The organism is Gordonia phthalatica, assembly GCF_001305675.1.
In the GTDB taxonomy this organism is placed as follows: domain Bacteria; phylum Actinomycetota; class Actinomycetes; order Mycobacteriales; family Mycobacteriaceae; genus Gordonia; species Gordonia phthalatica.
Map to the genome: position 1 here is coordinate 351,208 of NZ_CP011853.1, position 24,891 is coordinate 376,098.

The following is a 24,891-nucleotide window of genomic DNA, read 5'->3' on the forward strand; positions in this document are numbered from 1 at the left end:
GCACCGATTCCGACTACCGTAGACGCCGTGAACACCTTCGATGCGTCGTCGGCGGATGCCGATGTGAAGACCATGCTCACCTGGCGCGATGCCGACGGTGGGCGACTGGAACAGGTCCGACTCAACCTCAGCGGCACCCGTGTCCGCGCCTACGGGCGCATCGTCGCCGCCGCGACCGCCGACACCGAGGCCTACTCGGCGTCGTACGAGTTCGTCACCACCGAGAGCGGCATCACCCGCAGGCTGTCGGTGCGACTGCTCCGCGCCGGCGGTGAGAGCTCCCTCGACATCAGCCGCGACATGGACGGCCGCTGGATGGTTCAGACGCCCGTCAGCACCGTGCGCAGCGACTTCGACGGCGCTGAGGTAGTCGACCTCGCGCTGTCTCCGTTCTTCAAGGGCCTCCCGATCAGGCGGTTCGGCATCGTCGAGGGCGATCGCCGCGACGACGTCCCCGTCGTCGCCCTGCGGCTGCCCGACTGCGAGATCGATTCGGTGTCGATGAGCTACGAGGACCTCGGTGGTCGTCGGGTCCGCGTCACCGGACCGGACGGTCCCGCCGACGTCGTCATCGGCGACCGCGGTGTGGTCAGCGAGTACGTCGGCGTCGCGACGCTGATCTAGCCGACCCACACCTTCGCCTGGTGCGCCTGCTTCCGCAGGTGCTCCTGCCAGCCGTCGTCGCCGATGCGCACCCCGGTGATCGGTTCCGGATCGGCGCCCGCGATCGCCTCGTACTTGAGGCGGGCGCGGTGACCCGCCTCCACCAGCACCGACACGCTGCCGTGATCGCGCAGCGCGTCGCGGGCGGCGACGAGTCGGTCGATGGTCTCGCTCAACGTGTTGAGCAGGGAGATCGAGTTGGCCTCGAGCATCGCCCGCTGCAGTTCGGGCGCGGTTCCCGCGACGCGCGTTCCATCGCGGAAGCTGCCCGCCGCCAACCGGAGGGCCAGGTCGCTCTCGCCCGCGCCGACCGCCGCGGTCACGGCCGCGGTCAGATGCGGGTTGTGCGAGATGGCGGCGGCGGCGCGATCGTGCGCGTCGTTCGCCGCGGGCACCACGTAGGCGCCCGCTGCGCGCGCGATCCCGGCGACCGCCAGCCAGTCGTCGGCCGCGGTGTCGTCGTGCGTGGTCACCATCCACATGGCGCCCTCGAACAGGGACGGGTCGGTGGCGGCCCACCCCGAGTGCGACGTGCCCGCCATCGGATGGCCGCCCACGTACCGGCCGTTCGGATGAATCCGTTCGACGAGGCACGCGACCTCCTCCTTGACGCTGACGACGTCGGTCAGCAGGCAGGCGGGCGCGGTGTCGCGGACCGCCTCGACCATCGCCGTCAGGGCGGTGAACGGGGTCGCCAGGACGATGATCGCGTCCTGCTCGGCAGCCTGGCGGAGGGTTGCGTGCAGGTCACCGGAGGCCGCGTACCCGGCGGCCGCGGCGGCGTCGACCGTGGCCGCCCCGCGGTTGTATCCGAAGGCCCGGACGCCGGTGTCGGCGAGGCGTCGCAGGAGCGAGCCGCCGATCAGACCGAGGCCGAGTACACACACGGGACGAGATGCTGGTGCAGACACGGTTTCAGCGTGGCACATCAGTCCGGATTCGACTTGGGAGAGTCCAGAAAAGCGGCTACCGTGGCGGTCATGGCGAAGCCCGGTGCGCAGAGCGATTACGACGATGTCGATGGTTTTGCGGTGGCAGTGGTCCGCGAGGAGACCGGGTGGAAGGTGTCGGCGTTGAAGCCGTCGGCCCTCGACAGTCTCGACGACGCAGAACTGCAGCTCCGTGAGCTGCGTGCGGCGGGCGCCCTGTTCGGTCTGCTGGACGTGGACGACGAGTTCTTCATCATCATCCGGCCGTCTCCGTCGGGCGCGCAGCTGCTGCTGTCGGACGCGACGGCCGCCATCGACTACGACGTCGCCGCCGACGCCCTCGACGCCTTGCACGTCGACATCCCCGACATCGATCCCGACGAGCTCGACGACGTCGACCCGTGGGAGGAGGGCGACCTCGCGATCCTCGCCGACCTCGGCCTGCCCGACGCCGTGTTGAGCATCATCGTCGGCGACACCGACCTCTACGCCGATGAGCAACTCGGCATGGTCGCGGCGCGGCTCGGGTTCGCCGACGAACTGTCGGCCGTGCTCGACAAGCTCGGTCGCTGACCGCGCCGATGCCGCGTCCGGACCGGGGAGGGGTCGACGACGAGGCCGCCGCGATGATGTCGGCGGCCCTCGACGCCGCCCGCACCGCCCCGGTCGACGACGTCCCGATCGGTGCCGTCGTCTTCGGTCCCGACGGGACGGAGATCGCGCGCGCCGCCAATCGCCGGGAGGCGGACGGCGACCCCACCGCCCACGCCGAGATCCTCGCTCTCCGCGCCGCGACGGCCGTGCATGGCGCTGGCTGGCGGCTGTCGGACTGCACCCTGGTCGTCACCGTGGAGCCCTGCGTCATGTGCGCCGGTGCGATCGGCCTGGCCCGGATCTCCCGCGTCGTGTTCGGCGCGTGGGAGCCCAAGACCGGCGCCGTCGGATCGCTGTGGGACGTGCTCCGCGATCCGCGTCAGGTCCACCGGCCCGAGGTGCTCGCCGGTGTCCGCGAAGCCGAATGCGCCGCCCTGGTCCGCGACTTCTTCGCCGACCGTCGGGGACAACCCTGAACTCTGCCCGGATATCGGGTTTCGAGGCCCTTCACCCCTCGCCGTCGGGCGGTTCCTGTGGCAGCCTCAAAGAGGTAGAAGTCGTCCGCCCGTAGGCTCGAGAATTGGGGAACAACATGTCGGATCCGATGGACAAGATCAGCGAAGTGGTCGACACCTTCGCGCGCAAGGTCGACGAGTTCGCGACCAGCGAGCAGGTGACCGGCGCCGTGGCGAACGCCAAGGCCAAGCTGACCGAGATCGCCGCCAACGAGAACGTCGCCGGCGCGGTCGACACCGCGAAGGGCAAGTTCAGCGAGGTCGCGAACAACGAGCACGTCGTCGGCGTCGTCGGCACGGCCAAGGAGAAGATCGGCGAGTTCGCGGCCAACGAGAACGTGGTGAACGCGGTCGGCGCCGCCAAGACCAAGATCGACGAGATCGCCGCCAAGCTGTCCGGTCGCTGAACCACATCGAAATAGGCGCTGACCAGCCGATTTCGCACTGATGATCCACTGCGGTACAGTTTTCCGCGGTGGCGTGTCCGAGCGGCCGAAGGTGCAGCACTCGAAATGCTGTGTGCGGTAACCCCGTACCGAGGGTTCAAATCCCTCCGCCACCGCCGAGGGCCCTGACTTGCAGATGCAGGTCAGGGCCTTTTCCAATTCCGCGTGGTCATCCCCGATCGAGCGGCTGAAGACCGAGTCGCAGGATCGATTCAGATGTGAAACCCTGGTGCAGCGGGTACGCAGATTTTGCCTCCGCCCACTGAAAGAAAGCAGTACCAAAGCATGGCACAAGGAACCGTCAAATGGTTCAACGGCGAGAAGGGCTTCGGCTTCATCGCTCCCGACGACGGAGGGGCCGACGTCTTCGTCCATTACTCCGCGATCTCCGGTAACGGCTTCCGTAACCTGGACGAGAACCAGCGGGTTGAGTTCACCACCGAGCAGGGGCCGAAGGGTCCGCAGGCGGTCAACGTCAGCGGTCTCTGATCGCACTCTCTCGAAGGAGCCCGCGCCGGATCGGCGCGGGCTCTTTTCGACCTTGATCGCGGGCTGATGCGGAAGCCGTGCAGATTTCGGCCCCCGAATCCATCTGAGAGATGGATTCGGGGGCCGAAATCTTCGGTGTGTCCGGGGTCGAGCGGTCAGTGCTCCGTCGAGAACGAACTCCGCCGACGGTGGACCTCCAGCGCGAGGGTCACGAGGCGGTCGATGAGGTCGGAGTAGGCGATGCCGGTGGCCTCCCACATCTTCGGGTACATCGACGCGGGGGTGAAGCCGGGAATCGTGTTGACCTCGTTGAGGAGCCAGCCGCGGCCGCCCTCCTCGTAGAAGAAGTCGACGCGCGCCATGCCCGCACAGCGGAGGGCGACGAAGGCGTCGACGGCGTGCTCGCGGACGGAGGCGATCGCCTCGTCGGACAGGGGCGCGGGGATCATCAACTCGGCGGAGCCGGTGACGTACTTGTCCTCGTAGTCGTAGAAGTCGCTGCCGGGCTTCACCTCGCCGGGGAGCGACGCGTCGGGGGCGGTGTTGCCGAGGACGGCCACCTCCACCTCGCGGCCGTCGACGCCCTCCTCGATGACGATGACGTCGTCGTACCGCAGTGCCAGGTTGATGGCGGAGTCGAGCTCTTCGATGCTCTCGACGCGACTCACGCCGACCGACGAACCCATGTTCGCGGGCTTGACGAAGGCGGGGAAGCCCAACTGCTCGGTGACGTCGGTGAGGATCTGGCGGGCGTCGGTGATTCCGTCGCGGAACGTGAGCCACTTGCACTGCGGGATGCCTGCGCGGGCGGCGACCTCCTTGGCCATGGCCTTGTCCATGCACAGCGACGACGACAGCACGCCGCAACCGACGTACGGGAGCTTGAACAGCTCGAGCATGCCCTGGACGGTGCCGTCCTCACCGTGCGGTCCGTGCAGGAGCGGGAAGACGACGGTCAGGTCGTCGGCGGAGCCGCGCAGAACGGCATGCGGGTCGACGACCGGGCCGTCGATCTCGAGGCTGTTCGGGAGCTCGGCGCCCGCGGCGAGGTCCTCGGCCAACGCGTCGTTGCGATGCCACACGCCGCGCTTGTCGATGCCCACGGGAATCAGGCGGTACTTGGAACGATCCGCGGCGGCCAGCACATGTGCGGCGCTCACGCGGGAGACATCGTGTTCGGCGGATACGCCGCCGTAGAGGACAACGAGCCGGATGAGGGGGGTGCTCATGGGTGCAACGATACGTCCTTGCTTGTAGCGTTGTTTGTCGTGCGTCTCCTTGCCAGCCAGATAGCCGCCGCGACAGGCGGAACCCTCCACGGACCGGATGTCACGGTCGATTCCGCGAGCATCGACTCGCGAACCGCCCGACCCGGACAGCTGTTCGTGCCGATCGTCGCCGCGCGCGACGGCCACGACTTCATCCCGTCGGCCGTGGCTGCCGGAGCCCCCGTCTACCTCACCGACCGGACGCCCGATCCCGCCGTCGCGGCCACCGCGGTGCAGGTCGCGGACACCGCCGAAGCACTCGCCGATATCGGTCGGCACGTGCGTGCAGGGCTGCCCGGCAGCGTTGTGGGCGTCACCGGATCGGTCGGCAAGACCTCCACCAAGGACCTCCTCGCCGGCGTCCTCGCGACCACGTTCCGCACCGCGGCCAGCGAGAAGTCGTTCAACAACGAGCTCGGTCTGCCGCTGACCCTGCTCGGCGCGCCCGACGACACCGAGGCCGTCGTCCTGGAGATGGGGGCGCGCGGTGTCGGCCACATCGCGCAGCTGTGCTCCATCGCGTCGCCGAACGTCGGTGTCCTGACCCGCGTCGAAGCAGTGCACCTGGAGATGTTCGGCAGCTTCGAGAACATCGCGAAGGCGAAGGGCGAGCTCGTCGAATCACTGCCGGCCGACGGCCTCGCCGTGTTGAACGCCGACCACCCGATCGTCGCCGCCATGGCGCCGCGCACCACCGCGCGGGTCCTGACCTACGGCATCGCCGAGGGCGCCGACGTGCGGGCGACCGACATCGTGCTCGACGACGAGCTCCGCGCGAGCTTCACCCTGCACACCCCGTGGGGCACGACCGCCGTGCGGCTCGGCGCCCGCGGCGAGCACCAGGTGGGTAATGCGCTGGCCGCGGCCGCGGCCGGTGGCGGCGTCGGCGTGCCGATCGAGAAGATCGCCGAAGGGCTGCTCGGCGCCGACCTGTCCGGGCTGCGCATGGAGATGAGCACCACGGCGGCGGGCGCGACGATCATCAACGACTCGTACAACGCCAACCCGACGTCGATGGGCGCGGGCCTGTCGGCGCTCGCCCGGATCGACGCGCGCCGCCGGTTCGCGGTGCTCGGCACCATGGCCGAACTCGGGGCCGACAGTGACGCCGCGCATCGCGGGGTCGCGGAGCAGGCTGCGGCGCTGGGCGTCACCGTGATCGCGGTCGACGAGCCCGCCTACGGAGACGGCGTGACGCATGTCTCCGGGATCGACGCCGCCGTCGCCGCGCTCGGTGAGCTCGGCGAGGGCGACGCGGTCCTGATCAAGGGCAGCCGCGTCGCCGCTCTGGAACGGGTCGCCGACGCGCTGAGCTGATCGGACGCACTGAGCTGAGCCGCCGCGCTGAGCTGAGCGGACTCCTGAGCCCAGTCGGCTACTGAACCATCAGGGCGAAGGCCGAGCCGTCCTTGGTGCAGCGCGCCATCTCGCCCGCGGTGGTGGAGGGGCCGCAGTCCCAGCCGGACACGGTCTGCGGAGCGCCGGTGGCGATCAGCGGGCCGTACTCCTTGGCGATGCTCTTCGCGACGTCGCAGGTCAGGTTGCCTTCGACGATGTGAATGTAGAGAGCGCCGTCGGGTCCCTTGGTGGCGCCGCAGGTCTTGTTGCCGTCGGCGGAGACCGTCTCGGTTGGCTCGTCGGAGGTGGTGGTCTTGGGCTTCGGGCCGGGCACCACGGGGACGCTGGGATCGTTGGTGGCGGGCGTCGAGACCTCCGATGCGGCGGTGTCGGCACCGGGTGATGCGGCTTCGTTCTCTGAACCGCAGGCGGTCCCGGCGAGGGCGATCGAGGCGCCGAAGAGGACGGTCGCGGCCAGTTTCATCGTGCGAGTCATGGTTCAACGCTAACGAATTTGAGCGGTCACGCACACTGCTGGGACAATGGCGGCCGTGACTTCCAGCCTCTTCACGCCGCGCGCGACCCTCGATGGAACGGCCGGTCGTACCGGAACCATCAGCACCCCGCACGGTGAGATCCAGACGCCCGCATTCGTTCCCGTCGGCACCAAGGCGACGGTGAAGACGGTGCTGCCGGAATCGGTCGCGGCGCTCGGAGCGCAGGCCGTTCTGGCCAATGCCTACCACCTGTACCTGCAGCCCGGCCCGGAGATCGTCGACGAGGCCGGCGGGCTGGGGCGGTTCATGAACTGGCCCGGCCCCACGTACACCGACAGCGGCGGCTTCCAGGTGATGTCGCTCGGCGTCGGCTTCAAGAAGGTCATCTCGATGGAGGCCGTCGGCCCGGAGGACGACCACAAGGTGGCCGAGGGCAAGGAACGGCTCGCCAACGTCGACGACGACGGCGTCACCTTCAAATCGCACCTCGACGGTTCCAAGCACCGGTTCACGCCGGAGGTGTCGATGCAGATCCAGCACCAGTTGGGCGCCGACATCATCTTCGCGTTCGACGAGCTCACCACGCTGATGAACACCCGTGGCTACCAGGAGTCGTCGCTGGAACGAACCCGCCAGTGGGCCATCCGCTGCCTCGCCGAACACAACCGGCTGTCGCAGGAGCGGGCGCATCGTCCGCAGCAGGCGCTGTGGGGCGTCATCCAGGGCGCGCAGTACGAGGACCTGCGCCGCAAGGCCACTCGCGACCTCGTCGAACTGAGCCGCATCGACCGCGAGAACGGCGGCAAGGGCTTCGGCGGCTACGGCATCGGGGGTGCGCTGGAGAAGTCGAACCTCGGCACCATCGTCGGGTGGGTCACCGACGAACTGCCCGACGACGCGCCCCGCCACCTGCTCGGCATCAGCGAACCCGACGACATCTTCACCGCTATCGAGAACGGCGCCGACACCTTCGACTGCGTGTCGCCGACCCGGGTGGCGCGCAACGGCGCCATCTACTCCTTCGACGGCCGCTACAACATCACCAACCGCAAGTACCGCAACGACTTCCGGCCCCTCGACGAGGAGCTCGACAACTATTCGACGCAGTACACACGGGCTTACCTCCACCACCTGTTCAAGGCGAAGGAGGGCCTCGCATCCACGCTCGCGACCCTGCACAACCTGTCGTTCACCGTGACCCTCGTCGACCGCGCCCGCAAGGCGATCGAGGACGGCAACTACTTCGATTACCGCGACGACTTCCTGGCCCGGTATTACGCGGGGAGCCGATAGCCCGCAGTCATATATTCGTATCGTCTTAATGGGCATCAACTAAGTAATTTCCTATTCCTATTCGCGCCGATAGTGTGATCCGTAACGCACACATCGACGTGGAGAGGAACTGGGCATGCTGGTGGCACCGACGGCCGTCGTTCTGGCCACGACCTCCGGCGACCTGGAGCTCGCGCGGCATCAGGCGGAGAACTGGCGGTCGGCCGAGATCGCCGTCGCCGAACGAGATCTCACCGATCTCGCGCTCGCCGACCTCGCGACCACCGCCGACCTGGCGGGCGACCACAGCTTCGCGCGCGCCGTGTCCGCGGTCCGCGCGGCGCGCAGCGGCGACTTCGCTCCCGTCCCGCACATCGACGCCGCCGTCGAGATCCTGCGAACCTTCCTGCAGCGGGACATGATCGACGGCTGGCTCTACGTCCGCGAGTCCGACGGCTACCTGCACCCATACCTGGTGACCGGCATCGTGATGGAGCACGCCGATCGCACGCGCAGCGCCCGCATCAAGATCACCGCCGAGGCCGACAATCCGACCGTCAAACGGCCGTCCCGCGCGCCCCGCATCCTGTACTTCGACGAGACCGAAGTGGTCGGCAAGACGCCCGCCGACATCCTCACCGCGGGCGGCGCCTACAAGGAGACCGCGGCTCTTCGTGCCGAGTACCAGGCACGGAGAGCCGCCTTCCAGACCGTCATCGACGACGGTTTCGGGAAGCAGTTCCTGTACACCGGACGCGCGCTGCGCACCGACGACTACCGCTCGCCCAACGCGCGGAGCGGTCGGAAGATGGTGCACGATGTCGCCCCCGACGAGATCGCCCCGCTGCGCGGTGTCGCGGCGTCGCCGCTGTGGCCCGCCGACGAGTTCGGCCCCGTCCCGGTGATCACCGCCGTCCGCGTCTTCGACCTCGCCGCGCAGGACTTCCTCGACGTCAACACCGGCGACCTGGAGCCCTACCGCTACGACCGCGACCTCCAGAACAAGTTGGTGCTGCCGCCCGAGCACGGCGAACTCCTCGACATCCTCACCACCGACATCTCCGTCTTCACCGGCGACATCATCGACGGCAAGTCGGCGGGCAACGTCATCCTCGCGAAGGGTCGGCCGGGCGTTGGCAAGACGCTGACCGCCGAGGTGTACGCCGAGGTCATCGGACGCCCGCTCTACTCGATCCACTCCGGATCCCTCGGCATCACACCCGAACTGGTCCGCAAGAATCTGGAGATCATCTTCGACCGCGCCAAGCGCTGGGAGGCAGTCCTGCTGCTCGACGAGGCCGACGTCTTCGTCGCCGAACGCGGCTTCGACCTCGGTCAGAACGCGATCGTCGCCGAGTTCCTCCGCACCCTCGAGTACTACGACGGCCTGCTGTTCCTGACCACGAACCGGGTCCACGGCGTCGACGAGGCCATCCTCGCGCGCTGCGCCGCGGTCATCGAGTACCACGTCCCCGACGGCGACTCCGCCCGCCGGATCTGGCAGATCCTGGCCGACGGCAACGGCGTCGACCTGAGCGAGAGCCTCCTCGACGAACTCGTCGCCGGCTTCCCGGAGATCACCCCGCGCGACATCAAGATGCTGCTCCGTCTGGCGCTGCGCATGGCGGCCCACCGCGGCGTCGAACTCAGCACCGAGGTGTTCGCGGGCAGCGCCCGCTTCCGCGGCCTCCGCTTCGTTCCGCCGAACGAACGATAGAAACCCCGATCCCGCCGACAGCCCACGCCGGCACTCCATCCCCAGAGAGAAAGAAGCACCCCATGACCGAGACCAGCTTCACTTCAGAGGTCACCGCCAAGGCCGCCGACTCCGGCGCCAACGCCTCGGCTCAGTTCCGCGAGCGCATGGCCGCCGCGGCCGGTCGTTCCGGCGTCGTCGACACCGCGCGCGTCGACCTGCTCGCGTCCAAGGTCATCAAGTCGATCAACGACATCGTGCTCGACGAGAAGGTCAGCTACGAGGAGTACAACGCGCTCAAGGCGTGGCTGATCAAGGTCGGTGAGGACGGCGAATGGCCGCTGTTCCTCGACGTGTGGCTCGAGCACTCCGTCGAAGAGGTCGCCAGCGAGCACCGCGAGGGCAGCAAGGGCACCATCGAGGGCCCGTACTACATCCCGAACGCCCCGGAACTCCCGTGGAACGGCACCATCCCGATGCGCGACGACGAGCCCGGCACGCCGCTGGTCTTCCAGGGCCAGGTCCGTGCCGTCGACGGCCGTCCGCTCGGCGGAGCCCAGCTGGAGCTGTGGCACGCCGACGACCTCGGCTTCTACTCGCAGTTCGCCCCCGGCCTGCCCGAGTGGAACCTCCGCGGCACCTGGATCGCCGACGACGAGGGCCGCTTCGAGATCCACACCCTGCGTCCCGCGCCTTACCAGATCCCGACCGAGGGCGCGTGCGGCCAGCTGATCGCCGCCGCCGGCTGGCACGCCTGGCGTCCGGCGCACCTGCACTTCAAGGTGTCGGCGCCGGGCCACGAGCTCATCACCACCCAGCTGTACTTCCCGGGCGACCCGCACAACGGCGACGACATCGCCTCCGCCGTGAAGCCCGAGCTGATGCTCGATCCGCAGGACAACCCGAACGCCGAAGGCTTCGTCACCGACTACGACTTCGTCCTCGACCCCGAGAAGTAGAGCCTGCAGAGGAGAACCCCGAGAAGTAGACGGGCACAGTCATGAGCGATCTCGAGATCACCGCCGTCGAGGCGATCCCGTACTCCATCCCGTACCGGAAGCCGCTGCGCTTCGCGTCGGGAGAGGTGTCGCACGCGGAGCACGTGTTGATCCGCGTCCACACCCGAGGCGGTCTCGTCGGCACGGCGGACGCGCCGCCGCGCCCGTTCACGTACGGCGAGACGCAGGCCGGGGTCATCGCGGTGATCGAGTCGATCTTCGCGCCACAGATCGTCGGCGTCGACGCCGACCGGCGCGACGTGATGCGCAAGCGGTTGCATCGGACCGTCGGCAACCCGGTCGCGAAGGCGGCGATCGACATGGCGATCTGGGACGTCCTCGGGCAGGCGTGGTCGATGCCGGTGCACCGCCTCCTCGGCGGCTTCACCGACAAGCTCCGCGTCAGCCACATGCTCGGCTTCGACACCCCCGAGGCGATGGTCGCCGAGGCGAACAAGATGCGTGACGTCTACGGGATCTCCACGTTCAAGGTGAAGGTCGGTCGTCGGCCGATCGACGCCGACGTCGAGGTGGTCCGCGCCCTGCGGCAGACGCTCGGCGACAAGGCCGAGCTGTACATGGACGGCAACCGCGGCTGGTCGCCGTCGGAGGCCGCCCGAGCCCTCGAGCAGCTGTCGGACTGCGGCCTCACGCTGGCCGAGGAGCTGTGTCCGGCCGACGACGTCCTCGGGCGCCGCTGGCTGGTGAACCACTGCTCGGTCCCGTTCATCGCCGACGAGTCGGTGACGACGCCGGCCGAGGTGACGCGCGAACTGCTCGGCGGGTCGGCCACCGCGATCTCCATCAAGACCGCGCGCTCCGGCTTCAGCGGTTCCGAGGAGATCCTGCATCTCGCCACCGGATTGGGCGTCGAGGTGGTGATGGGCAACCAGATCGACGGTCAGCTCGGCACCGCGTGCACCGTCGCGTTCGGCGCGGCGCACGAGGCCACCAGCGGTCGGGCGGGGGAGCTCTCCAACTTCCTCGACATGTCCGACGACCTGCTCACCGAACCGCTCGAGATCATCGACGGGTGCCTCACCGCGCCCACCGGCCCCGGCATCGGCGTCACCGTCGACCCGGACAAGCTCGCCCACTACCGCACCGACAACTGACCCGAAAGGTCCTCGAGAACAATGCCTCTTTACGCCGTACGCATGGACGTCGCGATTCCCGACGGGATCGACCCTGACGTCCTCGCCGAGACCATCGCGACGGAGAAGGCCTACAGTCAGGAACTCCAGCGCGGCGGCGAGTGGGCGCACATCTGGCGCTGCGTCGGCGAGTACTCGAACATCTCGATCTTCGACGTCGCCGACAACGACCGCCTCCACGAGATCCTCTGGGGCCTGCCGCTGTTCAAGTGGATGACCTGCGAGGTCACCGCCCTCGCGACGCATCCGTCGGACATCGCGCTGCTGGCCCCTTCCGCTGGTTGAGCGAGCGAAGCGAGTCGAAACCCCTGACGTCCGCTGGGGCGCGGCTTCGCTCAGCCGTCAGCGGGCCGCGGCTCGAACACCCACGGCTTCGTCGGCAGTCGTGCCGGATCGAAACGCTCCAGCAAATCCGTCATCGTGACGGGTTCGCCGGCGTCCGCCATCCCGAGCGACGTCGCGATCATCGACAGCACGCCGCCGGCGTCGACGCCCTGACCGGCGAGGTCGGCCATCGTGACCGCGCCGTCGCGCTTGGCGAGTCGGGCGCCGTCGCGGTTCAGGACCATCGGGACGTGCGCGTACTCGGGCGGGCGGTGCCCGAGCAGCGTCGCCAGATAGGCCTGGCGCGGCGCGGACGTCAGCAGATCGTCGCCGCGGACCACCTGGTCGATCCCGGATGCGGCGTCGTCGACCACCACGACGAGGTTGTAGGCGGGCGTGCCGTCGTTGCGGACCAGGACGAAGTCGTCGACGTCGCCCGACACGTCCCCGTGCAGCACGTCGTGCACGGTGAACGACGAGGCACGGGCCCTCAGACGGATCGCAGCAGGTCGCTCGGCACGCCGCTCCGCGCGCTGCGCCTCCGTCAGATCCCGGCAGGTTCCGGGATAGGCACCCTGCGGGGCGTGCGGTGCGCTCGGCGCCTCGAGGATCTCGCGGCGGGTGCAGAAGCACTCGAAGGTGGTTCCGGCGTCCACCATCTCGTCGATCACCGCCCGGTACACGTCTCGCCGATCGGACTGGTAGATCACCGGCTCGTCCCAGGACAGGCCGAGCGCGCGGAGGTCGTCGAGCTGGCGCAGGTCGGCTCCCGGCTTCGCGCGGTCGAGGTCTTCCATCCGCATCGCGAAACCGCGGCCCGTCGACCTGGCGAAGAGCCAGGCGAGGACCGCGGTCCGCAGATTCCCGATGTGCAGGTCACCCGACGGCGACGGCGCGAACCGGCCGGAGACAGCGTTCGGGGAGGACATGCCTACACGGTAGTGTCGGCGCCCTTCGGGACCGGCGGGAGGTAGCCGGGCTTGGTGCTGTCCGGGCGGACCATGAACGCGACGGCGACCACGCCGATCAGCATCACGGCGGCGGGGAGGAGCATCGACTGCGACATGGCCGTCGAGAACGGATCCACCAGGAACTCCGGCAGATGCCCGGTGCCGACGGCGGCCTTGTCGGCGCTGCCCGGGGGCATGTTGGCCTCCAACCGCGACTGCATGGCGGCGGCGATGGCGGCCGAGCCGAGGACCGAGCCGATCTGCCGGGTGGTGTTGTAGATGCCTGCGCCGGCCCCCGCGTCGCGCAGTGGCAGGTTGCGCGTGGCCGTCGTCGCGAGCGGCCCCCACATGCCGGCGTTCGCGATGCCCATCAGCGCCGACGGGATCAGGAACATGAGGATCGGGGTGTCGCCGTTCATCATCGTCGCGTACCAGAACAGCGTCGCGCTGTAGAGGCCCAGGCCGGGGACCAGCAGGAAGCGCGGATCCGTGCGGTCGAGGAGCTTGCCGGCGAGGGGTGCGAGCACACCGGCGAGGACGGCCATCGGGATCAGCAGCAGGGCCGATTCGGTGGGGGTCAGGCCGCGCGCCACCTGGATGAAGAACATCATCGGCAGCGTCATGCTGGTGACGGCGAAGCCGACCACCGCGATGCCCGCGTTGGAGATCGAGAAGTTCCGGTCGCGGAACAGGCTGAGCGGCACCAGCGGTTCACTCTTGGTGCGCGACTGCTGCCAGAGGAAGATCGCCATCACGGCGACGCCGCCGATGACCATCGCCCAGATCGTGGCGTCCCAGCTGTACTTCTCGCCCTCCTGCAGGCCGAAGACGATGAGGAACATCGCGACGGTGCTCATCGCGACGCCGACCATGTCGAAGCGGTGCGGGTGGGTCGGCAGCGCCGGTACCAGCTTCCAGGCGGCGGCGAAACCGATGACGCCGACCGGCACGTTGATGATGAAGATCCACTCCCACCCGGCGTGGTCGACCAGCAGGCCGCCGGCCAGTGGTCCGACCAGCATGGCGACGCCGGCCACCGAACCCCACAGGCCCATCGCGGCACCGCGCTGATGCGGCGGGAAGGTGCGGGTGATGACCGCCATGGTCTGCGGGGTGACGAGTGCGGCGCCGAGGCCCTGGATCGCGCGGAACGCGACCAACATGGCGAGCGAGTTCGAGAGACCGCAGCCCAGCGAGGCGAGCGTGAAGATCGTGATGCCGATCAGGTACATGGTGCGCGGGCCGAAGCGGTCGCCCATGCGGCCGGTGATCAGCAGCGGCACCGCGTACGTCAGCAGGTAGGCGCTGGTGACCCAGACGACGTTGTCGAGGTTGTTGGTGTCGGGGTCGAGCGCGGTCTTGATGGCCGGGTTCGCGACCGACACGATGGTCGTGTCGACGAGGACCATGAAGAAGCCGATGACCAGCGCCCACAGCGCGGGCCAGGGATTCTCGGGGAGCTTCGGCTTCGTGGAGGTGTCAGATGTCATGAGTGCAGGCCCAACGGGTCGGGAGGCGTGTCTTCGGTGACGCCCCAGGCGAATGCGGGATCGGCGAGACGGGTGAGGAGGTTCTCCGTCCACGCCAGGTCGGTCTGAATGAGGTGCCGCTGACGGTCGACCTCGACGAGGAACTGGTCGGGGACGCCGCGGTCGGCGGCGCTGCCGAGCCCGGCGAGATGAGTGTCGAGATCGGCGGTCAGGGCGTCGCGCCGCTGCGTGAGCAGACTGATCACCTCCGTGCGGTCCAGGTTGTGCGCCTCGGCCAGGGCGACGCGGAACCGGTCGGGATGGGTGTTCTGCGGGAGTTGCGTCCGCACCCAGTCGACGACGGCGCCGCGCCCCGCCTCGGTCAGCGAGTAGGTGGTGCGCTCCGGTCGATTCCCCTCGCGGTCGACGCCCACCTCGACGACGAGTTGCTGCTCGTGCAGGCGCCCGACCGTGTGGTACAGCGTGCCGTTGGTGATCGACACCATCCGGTCGTCGCGCCGCCGTTTCAGGACCCGCACCATCTCGTACGGGTGCATGTCGTCCTCGCGCAGCAGCGCCAGGACCATCACGGCCAGCGGCGTGAGGCGAGGCGAAGTGGTCGGCATCGAATACTCCAGTTCATATAGTCCACATGGACTATATGCCTGAGTGTGCCGGGTGACAACCGGGAGCCGCACGGCCTATGCCGGCACGGCCGGATCTCTCCGCAGCGGACTCGTCCGCGTCCGGCGTCCGTTCTCCAGTCGGCCGGTGAAGTACTGCCTGCCGGCAGGCTCGGTGACGGTGACCTCGTACCAGCCGTCGCGGACGGCGGTCGCGGTGATGTCGGTGCCGTTCATCGCGACGGTGCGCGCGCTGTGGTTGAGCGTCAGCCTCGCCGTCGAGCCCTCCGCGGGGAAGGCGAAGTCGCGCAGGAATCGGTCGGGACCGGTCACGACGACGTGGGTGGTGGTGCGCGGCAGTCGGATCCGGGTGCGGTCGGTGACGGTGTGGTGCTCGGCGCGACCGTCGTAGAAGACCGCGAAGACCGCGGCGCGCGATCCCTCGTTGACCAGGTTCAGGACGCCGGCCGCCACGTGTGCCGACAGGCGGTACGGCGTCGGCAGCGCGACCGCCGTCCCCGGCTCCTGCTCGGGGATCGCGCCGCCGGGCTCGGCCTCCCACCGCTTGTCGAAGGCCGGGACCGGCCCGGGCCGCGACGGCATGCGGAGGCCGTCGGACCGCGTGAAGTCGAACGCCGACACCAGGTCGCCGCACACGCGCCGACGCCAGCGCGAGACGGTGGGGCACCGCACGCCCGTCACCCGTTCCAGGAAGCGCACGACGGAGGTGTGATCGAAGACCTCCGAGCACACGTGCCCGCCGACCGTCCACGGCGACACGATCGTCATCGGGACCCGGAAACCCAGACCCATCGGCTTGTCGTCCCACCACTCGTCCGGTTCGCCGCGCGGCGGCAGCGGCGGCACCACGTGATCGAAGTAGCCGTCGAACTCGTCGTAGGTGATCAGCACCGCGGTCTTGGCCCAGACCTGCGGGTGGGAGGCGAGAGCGTCGAGGAGTTGGTAGGTCAGCGCCGACGACTGCGCGGGCGACGACGCCGACGGGTGCTCCGAGTCGGCCGCCGATGCGACGATCCACGAGACGGTCGGCAGCCGGTCGCGGGCGACGTCGTCCCGGAACCGCGACACCAGCGTGCCGGGTTCGCTCCGATGCAGCGCGCGGTCGTAGAGGTCGCGTTCCCGCGGCGGGAGTCGACGGGAGGCCGCGTGCAGCGTGTCGGCCGCGTGACGCTGCCAGGCGTCCGGTCGCATCCGACCGTCGTCGCCGACCCGGCCGGACTCCAGCAGCCTGCCGTAGAACCCGGTCAGGTCGCCGCCCGCCATCCCGGACATCGCCACGACCGCCGACCCGATGGTCCGGAAGCGGGCGAAGAAGTCGAGATTGTTGTCGGTGTAGTTGTCCCACTCCTGGTACACGCGCCAGTCGACCCCGGCGTCCTGCAGGTTCTCGGCGTAGGTCGGCCAGCCGAAACCCGGGTGCGCGGAGTCGTACGCGTCGTTGGTGACGGCGCGCGGCCCGTGCGGCTCGAAGCCGGTGGTCCCGGAGAACAGGTAGTTCCGGTTGGGACAGGTGGAGGTGGGGCTGGAGGCGAAGTAGGCGTCGCACACGGTGAAGGTCTCGGCGAGCGCGAACTGGAAGGGGATGTCGTCGCGGTCGTAGCAGGCCATCGTGCCGCGGCCCTTCGCGTCGACCCAGTGGTCGCACCGGCCGCCGTTCAGCGCCCGCTGGCCGTCGGTCCAGGTGTGGGGGAGCGACGCGACGTACTCGACGGACAGGTCGCCGCGGTTGGCGGCGTCGCGGATCAGATACGGCTCGATCCCGTTCTGCTCGAAGACCCCGGGTTTGGCGGCGTTGTCACCGAAGCCGCGGACGCCGCGCAGAGTGCCGAAGTAGTGGTCGAACGAACGGTTCTCCTGCATCAGCACCACGACGTGCTCCACGTCGCGCAGACCGCCCGCGGGGCGCGCTTGGGCGGCGGCGGCCAGGAGGGACGGCGGCAGCAGTGTCGCCGCACCGGCGGCGCCGACGGTTCCGGCAGCGCCGGCGGCGAGCTGAAGGAAGTGCCTGCGGGACATGGAGGAGATCTCTCTGGGAGCGGTGGCCACGCTCGGACGGTAGAAGCGCCGGATTTCCGGGCGGTGACGTCCCGGTGGCGTGTGCTCGAAGAGTTGGGCAGAACAAACTGTGACTTCGAGCCGCTCAGAGCGGCTCGAAGTCACAGTTTGTGTCGGGGGAACTTCTAGGTCAGCGCGCGGACGACAGCCGCTCGGCGACGATCAGGCGGGCGGCGTCGCCGCTGGTGATGTGCTTCGACGACGCGGTGTCGAGGACGTGGCCCGCGCGCTCGCGCAGCGCCTCGACCTTGGCCTTCATCTGATCGAAGGTCCAGTCCTGCTGCTCGCTGAAGGCCTGGATCACGCCGCCGGCGTTGGCGATGTAGTCCGGGACCCAGGTGATGCCGCGCGAACCGAGGATCTGCTCGACGGCCGGGGTGACGAGCTGGTTGTTGGCGGCGCCGCAGATGATGGCGGCGGCGGTCTCGCCGGCGAGGGCGTCGGTGACGGTGCCGCCCATGGCGCACGGTGCGTAGACGTCGAGCTTCGCCGAGCGGACGTCGTCGACGACGGTCGCCTGCGGGAAGCGCGCGGCGAAGGCCTCGCGGGCCGGGGCGTACGGGTCGGCGGCCAGGACGGTGGCGCCGGCGGCGATGAGCAGCTCGGACAGCTGGGTGCCGACCTTGCCGACGCCCTCCACACCGACCACGCGGCCGGTCAGGTCGGCCGAGCCCCACACGCGCTCGGCGGCAGCCAGCAGCGAGCTGAAGACGCCGAGGGCGGTCATCGGCGCGGTGTCGCCGCAGCCGCCGTTCGCGACGGTCTTCGACGCGACGTAGGTGGTGCCCTCGCCGATCAGGTCCATGTCGTCGGAGGTGGTGCCCACGTCACCGGCGGTGATGTAGCGGCCGCCGAGGGTGTCGACGAAGCGACCGTAGGCGCGCAGCAGCTCGGGGGTCTTGTCGACGGCCGGGTCACCGATGATGACGGCCTTGCCGCCGCCCAGGTCGAGGCCGGCCGCAGCGGACTTGAAGGTCATACCGCGCGAGAGGCGCAGGACGTCGCCGAGTGCGTCGGCCTCGGCCGCGTACGGGTAGAAGCGGGTGCCGCCGAGGGCGGGGCCGAGGGTGGTGTTGTGGATCGCGATGATCGCGCGGAGACCGGTGGCGGCGTCGCGGCAGAACACCACCTGCTCGTGCGGCGGATCGATCGTCATGTCGGGGTGCGAGAAGACGCTGGTGAGGTCGGCTGCGGTGTTGGTGGCGTCTGCGATGGTCATGAGATTCCTCCTTCGGTGGTCGTCCCCAGGCTGATCGAGTGCCCGCGAACGAAGTGAGTGGGTGTATCGAGTTCGGTGAACGGGGTCAGCGGATGGGGGTGGTGTCGATGCCGAGTTCGCCGAGGCGGGCGCGGTACCGGTCGATGTTGCGGAGCTTCACGTCCTCGTAGCCGAGGACCAGTTCAGGTGCGCGGGCCACGTCGACCGACGAGGCGTACGAGGCCTCGCTGAGGTTGTTGACCAGGCCGTCGACGAGCTCGCGGTAGTGGGCCAGCAGCCGGCGTTCGATCTTGCGGACCTCGGCCTTGCCGAACGGATCGAACTTGGTGCCGCGCAGGAACTTGCCCTTGGCGAGGACGCGGAGCGCGACGTGCGAGCGGGGACCGAAGCCGATCTTCTTCTCGCGACCCATGGCGCGCAGCACCGGCGGGTGCAGCTTGTAGGTGAGGTTCCCCGCACCCGGCACCTCGGAGGCCACCGAGTCGATGAACGCCTTGTCGGTCAGCATGCGTGCGACCTCGTACTCGTCCTTGTACGCGGTGAGGCGGTGCAGGTTCGACGCGACGGCCTCGGACAGCTCGGTGCTGTCGGTGAAGACCCGCTCGCGGCGCCAGACCCGCTCGATGTCGCGGATGTACGCGGCGGCGGCGCGCTCACCCGAGTAGGCGACGAGCTGTGCGGCGCGACGCTCCACCAGCTCGCGGACGGTGCCGGTCAGCGGGCTGCCGACGAACAGGTGGGTGGGGACCACGTCGTCGCTGCGGTGAGCGATGGTGGCGGACGCGGTGGCGGCGGCGAAGGCGGTCGGGTCGGCGACGGCCACGCGACCCCAGCGGAACGCCTCCTGGTTGGCCTTGACGGCGACACCGTTGACGGCGATGGCCTCCTCGATCGACGCGGCCGGGATCGGCAGGGCGCCGGCCTGGTAGGCGGCGCCGACCAGCAGGAAGTTGGCCGTGGCGGTGTGACCGAAGATGGCCTCGGCGGCCTCGGCGGCGTCGAACGACACCACCTGGCGGGCGCGGGCCCCGACGCGGTCGAGCAGGCTCGCGTCCTCGGGGTAGGCCACGTTGCGGTCGTAGACCATCTCACCGGTCGCGGTGCGGCTGGTGGAGGCGACGGTGACGGTGCGCTCCGGATCGGCCACCCCGACGTGCTTGGCGTCGGCGGCGGTCAGCAGGTCGAAGGCGAGGACGCAGTCCGCGCCGGCCGGGCTGATCCGGTTGCTGGCCGCAAGCTCTTCGGTCGAGAGCCGCAGGTGCGAGGTGACGGGTCCGGCCTTCTGGCTCAGACCGGTCTGGTCCAGCCCCTCCACGTGCAGACCTGCGCGCAGGGCGGCGGTGCCGAGGACCTGGTTGACGGTGACGATGCCGGTGCCGCCGATGCCCGCGAGGAAGATGTTGTGGGTGTCGGTCAGCGCGGCGAACTCGGGGTCGCCGACGAGCGGAGCCTTGGCGGCCTCCTTCTTCGGCAACTGCGTGCCCTCTTCCGGGAGCTCGACGGTGACGAAGGCCGGGCAGTCGCCGTCCATGCAGGTGTAGTCGGTGTTGCAGCTGGTCTGGTCGATGCGGGTCTTGCGACCGAACTCGGTCTCGACCGGCTGGACCGAGAGGCAGTTGGACTTGACGCCGCAGTCGCCGCAGCCCTCACACGCGGCCTCGTTGATGATGACGCGGGTGCGAGGCGTCGGAAGGGTGCCGCGCTTGCGCTTGCGGCGGGCCTCGGCGGCGCACTGCTGGTCGTAGATGAGGACGGTGACGCCCTCGATGTCGCGGAGCATGCGCTGCGCCTCGTCGAGCCGGTCGCGGTCCCAGAGCAGGACGCCGTCGGCCAGCGAACCCTTCGGATGGCGCTCGGGCTCCTCGGCGCAGACGATGATCTTGGCGACGCCCTCGGACTTGAGCTTGTGGGTCAGCTGCGGGACGGTGAGACCGCCCTCGGCGTCCTGTGCGCCGGTCATCGCGACCGCTGCGTTGAACAGGATCTTGTACGTGATGTTGACGCCGGCGGCGACGCACGCCTGCACGGCGAGCTGACCGGAGTGGAAGTACGTGCCGTCGCCGACGTTCTGGAAGATGTGCTTGACGTCGGTGTACGGCGCCTGGCCGATCCACTGCGCACCCTCGCCACCCATCTGGGTGAGGCCGGTGACCTGGGAGTCGGTGCGCGAGCTCATGGTGACGAGCGTGTGGCAGCCGATGCCGCCGCCTGCCAGGGAGCCGTCCGGCACCGCGGTGGAGCGGTTGTGCGGGCAGCCCGAGCAGAAGTACGCGGTGCGCTTGGTGTCGAGCAGGGTGATGGCCGGGGGCGGCGGCTTCGGGATGTTGACGGCGACGCGGCCTTCGAGGACGTGGCGCAGGGTGCGCAGCAGACGTGCGGCGGTGAGCTCGCCGTCGGAGGGAACCAGCGGGCGCCGCTGCTCGTCGCGCTTGCCGATGATGCGCGGGGCGTTCGCGGTGCCGTACAGGACGTCGACCACCTGCGACTCGACGAACGACATCTTGTCCTCGACCACCAGGACGGTCTCGACGCCGTCGGCCAGCTGCCGGACCTTCTCGGCGCCGAGCGGGTAGGGCATGCCGACACGCATGATGCGGATGCCGGCGCGGATCAGGTCGTCGTCGTGCAGACCGAGCTCCGACAGTCCCTGGCGGAGCGAGTCGTAGGCGGTGCCGACGGCCACGATGCCGAGCCAGGCGTCGGCGGGGTTCACCTCGATGGCGTCGATCTCGCTGAGCGCGGTCATCTTCTGGACCATCTCCCAGCGCGGGCCGTAGAGATCGGCTTCGGCGAGCACGCTGTCCGGCGGGGCGGCCATGACGCGCTGACGGTAGGTCCACGGGCGACCCTGCCACTCCAGGTCGGGGACGTCGACGTGGAATTCGGTGAAGTCGCGGTTCAGGGTCCACAGACCGTCGCACACATCGGCGACCAGCTTCATCGCCGGCCAGGTGCCGGATGCGCGGGAGAGCTCGATGCCGAAGATGCCGAAGGCGATGACCTCCTCGGCGTTGCGCGGGAACAGGACCGGCATCGACAGCGCGGCGAGTGAGCGCTCGCTGGCCGCGGGGACGGTGGACGACTTGGCGGCGGGATCGTCACCGACCAGGGCCAGGGCGCCGCCCTTCGGGTGAGCGCCGTACATGGCGGCGTGACGGAAGGCGTCGCTGGCGCGGTCGAGACCGGGGCCCTTGCCGTACCAGACGCCGACGATGCCGTCGTGGGTGCGGGCGCCCTTGGGGAGCTCCTGCTGGCTGCCCCAGACCGACGTGGCGCCGAGCTCCTCGTTGAGGCCGGGGACGAAGGTGATGGCGTGCGCATCGAGGTCGGGGACCTCGCCGAAGACCTTGTCGACGGCGGCGAGGGGGCTGCCCTGGTAGCCGGAGACGAAGGACGCGACGTTGCGGCCGGTACGACGTTCACGCTCGTGGTTCTCCACCAGCATCCGGGCGATGGCCTGCACACCGGTCAGCAGGACCGGTCCGGAGTTCGGACGGTACTTGTCGGACAGATCGAAGGTCTGCGCCCGCGGGTCGGCGACGGAGGTCATGTGGTCCACCATTCGTCTCGGTCGGTTTGTGAAACCGATCACCAGTAGCTGATGGTTAAATGGTGGCCAAGCGTGGCAGGGTGGTCAATTGATTCAGTTACAACTGATCATTCTGATTAGTAAGTGATGTGGATCTCTGGAAGAGGTGACGAAAATGCTCAGCATCGACGAGCTCGACGTGGAGCTGCTGAAACTGCTCGAGAAGGATGCGCGGCAGGGGGTTGCCGGGCTGGCCTCGACACTCGGCATCTCGCGGAACACCGTGCAGTCCCGGATCCGGCGGTTGGAGGAGGGCGGACTCATCGCGGGCTATCGCCCCCAGATCGACATGACGAAGGCCGGGCTGGTGGTCCAGGCGTTTCTGGCACTGGAGACCGAGCAGGGCTCGCTGACCACGATCGCCGAGGCGGTCACCAAGATCCCGCAGGTCGTCGAGGTGCACACGGTCACCGGCCGCGAGGATCTCCTGGTGCGCGTGGCCACGTCCACCCAGCCCGAGCTCCTCACGCTGATCGAGGGCATCGTCGGCTTCTCCGGGGTCATCCACTCGACCACATGGCTCACCCTGACCACTCCGCTGCCGCATCGGACGGTGCCCGCACTCGCCGCGAAGGCGAAGGGGACGGGGTGGGGGCGATCGACGGCACCCGGCGCCGGTGGTGCACGATGACGAGATGTCGGTGATCAAGCACGATGAACGAGATGTCCGATCCTTCGTCCTGGTCTGTCTCTGCAGGCTGATCGTCAAGACGCTGCTGAGCATCCTCCCGGTGTCGGAGCGGATGCTCGGCAGGCTCGCGGTCCTCGACGAGTGGGCCGGCCGCGACCGCCGGACGATTCCGGGGGTGACGGCCGAGCGGTCGGCGATCGCCGGGGTGCCCGTCGACCGCATCACCCCGGATCTGATCGACGACCCGCGCACCGTCGTCCTCTACCTGCACGGGGGCGCGTTCATCGCATGCGGCCTCAACACGCACCGCGCAGTCGCGAGCACGGTGGCGCGCGATCTCGCGGTGCCGCTGGTGAACGTCGAGTACCGCCAGTGTCCGCAGGTGGGGGTCGGGACCTCCATCCGTGACGCGTACGCCGTCTACCGTGCGCTCCGCGCGTCCGCGGACGTCGACCGGATCGTCGTCGCGGGTGACTCGGCCGGCGGCTACCTCGCCGCCAAGATCGTCGATTACGCGGCTCGCGACGGTCTCGCCGGTCCCGACGCCTACATCGGGTTCTCTCCGCTGCTGAACCTGTCGCCGGACGCGAAGCGCTCCAGTAAACACGACGCCATGCTTCCGGTCGACCGGCTCGAAGAGCTCCGCCCGTTCTACGAGCGTGGCCCCGAGCCGCTCGACGGTTCGTTGGATGCCACGGCGGACGATGTCGCGCGGCATTTCCCGCCCGTAGTCCTCATCTGCGCCCGGGACGAGGCCCTGCAGAAGGACGCCCTGGACCTGCGCGACGGGCTCGACCGGCACGGGATTCCGAATGAGATCCACCTGTACGCGGGCCAGATCCACGCCTTCCCCGCCGCGGTGAGCAACTCGACCCAGGCGAAGGATGCGGTGCGGGTCGCCACCGCATTCGTGCGTGATGCGCTGGCTGAAGCCGGTCGGGCGGACGCCGCGTCGGCCTGATACTCGCCGCTACTGCTGAAAACGTCCCCGCTGGGGCTCACCGAGGGCAATCTGCCCTCGGAGAGCGCTGACGGGGACGTTTTCAGCAGTAGGTGTCAGATCTGGGGACGTCCTCAATCGTCGCCGAGGAGGTCCTTGACGGCCTTGTCGATGAATGCGGTGTCGACGGGGTTCATCCCGATGCCGGCGAAGTGGCCCCAGACGCCGGGGATGGGGCGGAACTCGCTGCCCTTGATGAACTGGCCTGCCCACTGATCCTCTTCCGGGGCGAAATAGCGGTCCTCGTGGCCGGGCATCTGAATGAGCGGAGCCTTGATGCGGGCGAGCGCTTTCTCGAGGTCGCCGTCGCAGCCCGGGGTGTTGCCGACGTTCGCGGTCTGCCAGGTGTCCGCGAGGACCAGCAGACAGTTCGCGTCGCGCCCGAGAAAGTGCCCCTCCCAGTAGCGGACAAGGAAGTCTTCGAGGCTCGTGAAACCGAAGTCGCGCCACACCTCGTCCCAATAGAACGCAGCGGACAGGCCCCAGCCCGCGTAAACGCGGCCGACGGCGCGCAGTCCCTTGTTCGGCGGCGAGGTGTACCAGCCGTCCTCCCATGCGGCGTCGGTCATGATTGCAGCACGCACCGCTTCGAGGAAGACGAAATTGTTCGGAGACGTCCTCGTCGAACCGCAGAACGGCAGGAGCCCGTCCATCATGTCCGGATAGGAGACACCCCACTGATACGTCTGGCCCGCGCCCATCGACCAGCCGACGACCAGTCGTAGGTGCTCGATGCCGAAGTGCTCGGTGATGAACGTGTGTTGGGCGCGGACGTTGTCGTACATCGTCACCTTCGGGAACCGCGGTCCGCTCTGAGCCAGGCCGACGTTGTTCGGTGAGGACGACTCACCGTTGCCGAAGAGCGCTGGAACGACGATGAAGTACTTGTTCGGGTCGAGGCCCATGCCCTCACCGATGAGCCACTCGTTGTTCTCGATGAATCCCGAGTACCAGGTCGGATACAGGATCGCGTTGCTCTTGTCGGCGTTGAGCGTGCCGAAGGTTCGGTACGCGAGTTTCGCATCCGCGAGGGTGATTCCCGACTGCAATGCGAAATCGCCGAGCTCGTACGTCTGGAACTTCTGGTCCGTCATCGACTGGCCTCCTCGCCGCGCCTGGTGAGCGGGCCGATTGCCCGCTGAGTCGACCAG

General features: G+C 68.9%; 23 protein-coding genes and 1 tRNA gene. 14 read left to right on the plus strand and 10 right to left on the minus strand.

Features of this window, described 5'->3' with window-relative positions:
- Nucleotides 1–27 precede the first annotated feature (27 nt).
- Nucleotides 28–624 (plus strand): putative glycolipid-binding domain-containing protein, encoded by a 597-nt coding sequence (locus tag ACH46_RS01575; RefSeq protein ID WP_062391390.1) that lies wholly within the window; start codon nucleotides 28–30, stop codon nucleotides 622–624.
- On the opposite strand, the gene ACH46_RS01580 is transcribed toward ACH46_RS01575, so the two are convergent.
- Nucleotides 621–1,592 (minus strand): prephenate dehydrogenase, encoded by a 972-nt coding sequence (locus ACH46_RS01580; protein WP_062391391.1) that lies wholly within the window; start codon nucleotides 1,590–1,592, stop codon nucleotides 621–623. The two genes, ACH46_RS01575 and ACH46_RS01580, sit on opposite strands and share 4 nt — an antisense overlap.
- Before the next feature lie 51 nt (nucleotides 1,593–1,643).
- Here ACH46_RS01580 and ACH46_RS01585 point away from each other — a divergent pair, with 51 nt between their 5' ends.
- From ACH46_RS01585 to ACH46_RS01605, 5 genes are all read left to right on the plus strand, one after another.
- Complete coding sequence (locus ACH46_RS01585) at nucleotides 1,644–2,165, plus strand: tRNA adenosine deaminase-associated protein (RefSeq protein WP_062394828.1); 522 nt, start codon at nucleotides 1,644–1,646, stop codon at nucleotides 2,163–2,165.
- 8 nt (nucleotides 2,166–2,173) lie between these two features.
- On the plus strand, nucleotides 2,174–2,662 hold the full coding sequence (locus ACH46_RS01590; protein WP_226995724.1) for a nucleoside deaminase: 489 nt from the start codon (nucleotides 2,174–2,176) through the stop codon (nucleotides 2,660–2,662).
- Between the two features lie 104 nt (nucleotides 2,663–2,766).
- Entirely contained in the window at nucleotides 2,767–3,108 is a 342-nt protein-coding gene (locus ACH46_RS01595; RefSeq protein ID WP_335334157.1) for a mannosyltransferase, read from the plus strand.
- 67 nt (nucleotides 3,109–3,175) lie between these two features.
- Nucleotides 3,176–3,263 (plus strand) — tRNA-Ser (locus ACH46_RS01600).
- 169 nt (nucleotides 3,264–3,432) lie between these two features.
- Nucleotides 3,433–3,636 carry a cold-shock protein gene (locus tag ACH46_RS01605; RefSeq protein ID WP_062391392.1) on the plus strand — a complete coding sequence of 68 codons (204 nt, stop codon included), beginning with the start codon at nucleotides 3,433–3,435 and terminating at the stop codon, nucleotides 3,634–3,636.
- A 155-nt stretch (nucleotides 3,637–3,791) separates the two neighbouring features.
- On the opposite strand, the gene ACH46_RS01610 is transcribed toward ACH46_RS01605, so the two are convergent.
- A complete protein-coding gene (locus tag ACH46_RS01610; protein ID WP_062391393.1) occupies nucleotides 3,792–4,865 on the minus strand; it encodes a D-alanine--D-alanine ligase family protein in 1,074 nt (357 codons plus the stop codon).
- Nucleotides 4,866–4,904: 39 nt separating this feature from the next.
- Between ACH46_RS01610 and ACH46_RS01615 the strand changes: the two genes are divergently transcribed.
- Nucleotides 4,905–6,221, plus strand: a complete 1,317-nt coding sequence (locus ACH46_RS01615; RefSeq protein WP_062391394.1) for a UDP-N-acetylmuramoyl-tripeptide--D-alanyl-D-alanine ligase — start codon at nucleotides 4,905–4,907, stop codon at nucleotides 6,219–6,221.
- A gap of 58 nt (nucleotides 6,222–6,279) precedes the next feature.
- Here the strand turns inward: ACH46_RS01615 and ACH46_RS01620 are convergent, their stop codons facing one another.
- A complete protein-coding gene (locus ACH46_RS01620; RefSeq protein ID WP_062391395.1) occupies nucleotides 6,280–6,738 on the minus strand; it encodes a hypothetical protein in 459 nt (152 codons plus the stop codon).
- Nucleotides 6,739–6,784: 46 nt separating this feature from the next.
- On the opposite strand from ACH46_RS01620, the gene tgt reads away from it, so the two are divergent.
- The 5 genes from tgt (at nucleotide 6,785) to ACH46_RS01645 (ending at nucleotide 12,144) form a co-directional block, all read left to right on the plus strand.
- On the plus strand, nucleotides 6,785–8,032 hold the full coding sequence (tgt, locus tag ACH46_RS01625; RefSeq protein ID WP_062391396.1) for a tRNA guanosine(34) transglycosylase Tgt: 1,248 nt from the start codon (nucleotides 6,785–6,787) through the stop codon (nucleotides 8,030–8,032).
- Between the two features lie 115 nt (nucleotides 8,033–8,147).
- Nucleotides 8,148–9,728: an AAA family ATPase gene (locus ACH46_RS01630; protein WP_062391397.1), complete on the plus strand. Its 1,581-nt coding sequence runs from the start codon at nucleotides 8,148–8,150 to the stop codon at nucleotides 9,726–9,728.
- A gap of 62 nt (nucleotides 9,729–9,790) precedes the next feature.
- A complete protein-coding gene (catA, locus tag ACH46_RS01635) occupies nucleotides 9,791–10,666 on the plus strand; it encodes a catechol 1,2-dioxygenase (RefSeq protein ID WP_062391398.1) in 876 nt (291 codons plus the stop codon).
- Nucleotides 10,667–10,707: 41 nt separating this feature from the next.
- Complete coding sequence (locus ACH46_RS01640; RefSeq protein WP_062391399.1) at nucleotides 10,708–11,820, plus strand: mandelate racemase/muconate lactonizing enzyme family protein; 1,113 nt, start codon at nucleotides 10,708–10,710, stop codon at nucleotides 11,818–11,820.
- 42 nt (nucleotides 11,821–11,862) lie between these two features.
- Nucleotides 11,863–12,144, plus strand: a complete 282-nt coding sequence (locus tag ACH46_RS01645) for a muconolactone Delta-isomerase family protein (RefSeq protein ID WP_062391400.1) — start codon at nucleotides 11,863–11,865, stop codon at nucleotides 12,142–12,144.
- A 50-nt stretch (nucleotides 12,145–12,194) separates the two neighbouring features.
- On the opposite strand, the gene gluQRS is transcribed toward ACH46_RS01645, so the two are convergent.
- The 6 genes from gluQRS to ACH46_RS01675 all read right to left on the minus strand — a co-directional run bounded on the left by gluQRS (nucleotide 12,195) and on the right by ACH46_RS01675 (nucleotide 22,070).
- Entirely contained in the window at nucleotides 12,195–13,112 is a 918-nt protein-coding gene (gene gluQRS / locus ACH46_RS01650) for a tRNA glutamyl-Q(34) synthetase GluQRS (RefSeq protein WP_062391401.1), read from the minus strand.
- A 2-nt stretch (nucleotides 13,113–13,114) separates the two neighbouring features.
- Complete coding sequence (locus ACH46_RS01655) at nucleotides 13,115–14,623, minus strand: MFS transporter (protein WP_062391402.1); 1,509 nt, start codon at nucleotides 14,621–14,623, stop codon at nucleotides 13,115–13,117.
- A complete protein-coding gene (locus tag ACH46_RS01660; protein WP_062391403.1) occupies nucleotides 14,620–15,228 on the minus strand; it encodes a PadR family transcriptional regulator in 609 nt (202 codons plus the stop codon). The genes ACH46_RS01655 and ACH46_RS01660 overlap by 4 nt, the downstream gene beginning before the upstream one ends.
- Before the next feature lie 75 nt (nucleotides 15,229–15,303).
- On the minus strand, nucleotides 15,304–17,292 hold the full coding sequence (locus ACH46_RS01665) for an alkaline phosphatase family protein (RefSeq protein ID WP_062391404.1): 1,989 nt from the start codon (nucleotides 17,290–17,292) through the stop codon (nucleotides 15,304–15,306).
- 139 nt (nucleotides 17,293–17,431) lie between these two features.
- Nucleotides 17,432–18,520, minus strand: coding sequence for a Glu/Leu/Phe/Val family dehydrogenase (locus ACH46_RS01670; RefSeq protein WP_062391405.1), 1,089 nt, complete (start codon nucleotides 18,518–18,520; stop codon nucleotides 17,432–17,434).
- A gap of 85 nt (nucleotides 18,521–18,605) precedes the next feature.
- The gene (locus tag ACH46_RS01675) at nucleotides 18,606–22,070 is read right to left on the minus strand and encodes an indolepyruvate ferredoxin oxidoreductase family protein (RefSeq protein ID WP_062394833.1); all 3,465 of its coding nucleotides are present in this window, start codon (nucleotides 22,068–22,070) and stop codon (nucleotides 18,606–18,608) included.
- A 154-nt stretch (nucleotides 22,071–22,224) separates the two neighbouring features.
- On the opposite strand from ACH46_RS01675, the gene ACH46_RS01680 reads away from it, so the two are divergent.
- Complete coding sequence (locus ACH46_RS01680) at nucleotides 22,225–22,740, plus strand: Lrp/AsnC family transcriptional regulator (protein WP_062391406.1); 516 nt, start codon at nucleotides 22,225–22,227, stop codon at nucleotides 22,738–22,740.
- On the plus strand, nucleotides 22,727–23,701 hold the full coding sequence (locus ACH46_RS01685) for an alpha/beta hydrolase (RefSeq protein WP_226995726.1): 975 nt from the start codon (nucleotides 22,727–22,729) through the stop codon (nucleotides 23,699–23,701). Before ACH46_RS01680 ends, ACH46_RS01685 begins: the two co-directional genes overlap by 14 nt.
- A gap of 113 nt (nucleotides 23,702–23,814) precedes the next feature.
- Here the strand turns inward: ACH46_RS01685 and ACH46_RS01690 are convergent, their stop codons facing one another.
- Nucleotides 23,815–24,834 (minus strand): alpha/beta fold hydrolase, encoded by a 1,020-nt coding sequence (locus ACH46_RS01690; protein ID WP_062394836.1) that lies wholly within the window; start codon nucleotides 24,832–24,834, stop codon nucleotides 23,815–23,817.
- Nucleotides 24,835–24,891: the final 57 nt, after the last annotated feature.

Excerpts from the sequence above, each read along its gene's own strand:
- ACH46_RS01660 (WP_062391403.1), bottom strand. The coding sequence starts at position 15,228 with ATGCCGACCACTTCGCCTCGCCTCACGCCGCTGGCCGTGATGGTCCTG.
- ACH46_RS01590 (WP_226995724.1), top strand. The coding sequence starts at position 2,174 with ATGCCGCGTCCGGACCGGGGAGGGGTCGACGACGAGGCCGCCGCGATG.
- ACH46_RS01630 (WP_062391397.1), top strand. The coding sequence starts at position 8,148 with ATGCTGGTGGCACCGACGGCCGTCGTTCTGGCCACGACCTCCGGCGAC.
- gluQRS (WP_062391401.1), bottom strand. The coding sequence starts at position 13,112 with ATGTCCTCCCCGAACGCTGTCTCCGGCCGGTTCGCGCCGTCGCCGTCG.
- ACH46_RS01640 (WP_062391399.1), top strand. The coding sequence starts at position 10,708 with ATGAGCGATCTCGAGATCACCGCCGTCGAGGCGATCCCGTACTCCATC.
- catA (WP_062391398.1), top strand. The coding sequence starts at position 9,791 with ATGACCGAGACCAGCTTCACTTCAGAGGTCACCGCCAAGGCCGCCGAC.
- ACH46_RS01655 (WP_062391402.1), bottom strand. The coding sequence starts at position 14,623 with ATGACATCTGACACCTCCACGAAGCCGAAGCTCCCCGAGAATCCCTGG.
- ACH46_RS01680 (WP_062391406.1), top strand. The coding sequence starts at position 22,225 with ATGCTCAGCATCGACGAGCTCGACGTGGAGCTGCTGAAACTGCTCGAG.
- ACH46_RS01610 (WP_062391393.1), bottom strand. The coding sequence starts at position 4,865 with ATGAGCACCCCCCTCATCCGGCTCGTTGTCCTCTACGGCGGCGTATCC.
- ACH46_RS01670 (WP_062391405.1), bottom strand. The coding sequence starts at position 18,520 with ATGACCATCGCAGACGCCACCAACACCGCAGCCGACCTCACCAGCGTC.
- ACH46_RS01620 (WP_062391395.1), bottom strand. The coding sequence starts at position 6,738 with ATGACTCGCACGATGAAACTGGCCGCGACCGTCCTCTTCGGCGCCTCG.
- ACH46_RS01690 (WP_062394836.1), bottom strand. The coding sequence starts at position 24,834 with ATGACGGACCAGAAGTTCCAGACGTACGAGCTCGGCGATTTCGCATTG.
- ACH46_RS01675 (WP_062394833.1), bottom strand. The coding sequence starts at position 22,070 with ATGACCTCCGTCGCCGACCCGCGGGCGCAGACCTTCGATCTGTCCGAC.
- ACH46_RS01580 (WP_062391391.1), bottom strand. The coding sequence starts at position 1,592 with ATGTGCCACGCTGAAACCGTGTCTGCACCAGCATCTCGTCCCGTGTGT.
- tgt (WP_062391396.1), top strand. The coding sequence starts at position 6,785 with ATGGCGGCCGTGACTTCCAGCCTCTTCACGCCGCGCGCGACCCTCGAT.
- ACH46_RS01585 (WP_062394828.1), top strand. The coding sequence starts at position 1,644 with ATGGCGAAGCCCGGTGCGCAGAGCGATTACGACGATGTCGATGGTTTT.
- ACH46_RS01645 (WP_062391400.1), top strand. The coding sequence starts at position 11,863 with ATGGACGTCGCGATTCCCGACGGGATCGACCCTGACGTCCTCGCCGAG.
- ACH46_RS01605 (WP_062391392.1), top strand. The coding sequence starts at position 3,433 with ATGGCACAAGGAACCGTCAAATGGTTCAACGGCGAGAAGGGCTTCGGC.